The organism is Psychrobacter sp. UBA2514, from assembly GCF_002341255.1.
Classification (GTDB): domain Bacteria; phylum Pseudomonadota; class Gammaproteobacteria; order Pseudomonadales; family Moraxellaceae; genus Psychrobacter; species Psychrobacter pacificensis.
The window spans coordinates 4,471-5,459 of record NZ_DDNS01000040.1 but is presented as its reverse complement, the minus strand read 5'-3'; the positions used below and the strand labels follow the sequence as shown (position 1 = coordinate 5,459).

Below are 989 nucleotides of genomic sequence, written 5' to 3'. Positions count from 1 at the left end.
AGCGGCGAATGCTGACGCACGTATAGATGCACCTCAGCGCCTAAGCTGTTCAGCACGCCTGCGATTTCGACAGCGATATAACCTGCGCCTGCGATAGCGACGCGTTTGGGCAAATGAGTCAATTTAAAAAAACCATCAGAATCGATGCCGTGCTCTGCGCCTTTGATATTAGGCTTGATAGGATGACCGCCCGTCGCGATTAGGATATGATCGGCAGTGATTTGCTCGCCATTGACCTCAACCGTATTGGTATCGATGAATTTAGCAAAGCCTTTAATCACTTCCACGCCATTTTTGGCTAAGTTATTGTCATAAGAGCGATGGATATTCTCGATGTACTGCTGACGGCTTTGAACGAGTTTTTGAAAATCGAAATTCTTTAACTCAACCTCGAATCCGTAGTCTGGCGCGTACTTCTCAATCGCCTCGGCGACTTGCGCGCCGTACCACATCACCTTTTTGGGTACGCAGCCCCAATTGACGCAAGTGCCGCCTAATTGCTCCGCTTCGATAATCGCGCACTTTTTGCCATAGCTTGCTGCACGGTTAATGGAGGCAATACCGCCGCTACCGCCGCCAATGGAAATATAATCATAATGCTTTGTCATTGTTATGTCTCTTCATTAAGTTTCGGTACAGTTTTGAACTCTATTGTAATGGGTATGGATAATCCATCTTACAAGTTTTTTATCATAAGGGTGTGCCAGCTAGCATCAGTTTATAAAAGTATTTAAACAAAAATAGCCTAACACACAATAATCTCATTTAAACCCACTTAAACCTGCCTAGACTATGGCACGCCGTCTATAAAATAACAGCCCAGGAATGGACAAGCCCAGTACCAATCCTGAGGTCACAAACAAGGCTTCGAATAAATACACCATCATTTGGCTAAATAACTCGTCCGAAAAACCAAAATAGCCTATCTGCACCATACTGACCATCGCTTTATAAGCGGCGATACCTGGCATCATACAGATGACACTTGG

Annotated in this window: 1 protein-coding gene and 1 pseudogene; both read right to left on the bottom strand. The window is 44.9% G+C overall.

Annotated elements, in window-relative coordinates:
- The coding region (locus tag B3V51_RS10600; protein ID WP_286708390.1) for an FAD-dependent oxidoreductase at positions 1–608 on the bottom strand (608 nt) is incomplete at its 3' end.
- 177 nt (positions 609–785) lie between these two features.
- A pseudogene (locus B3V51_RS10595) lies at positions 786–989 on the bottom strand (threonine/serine exporter family protein); the annotation flags it as partial.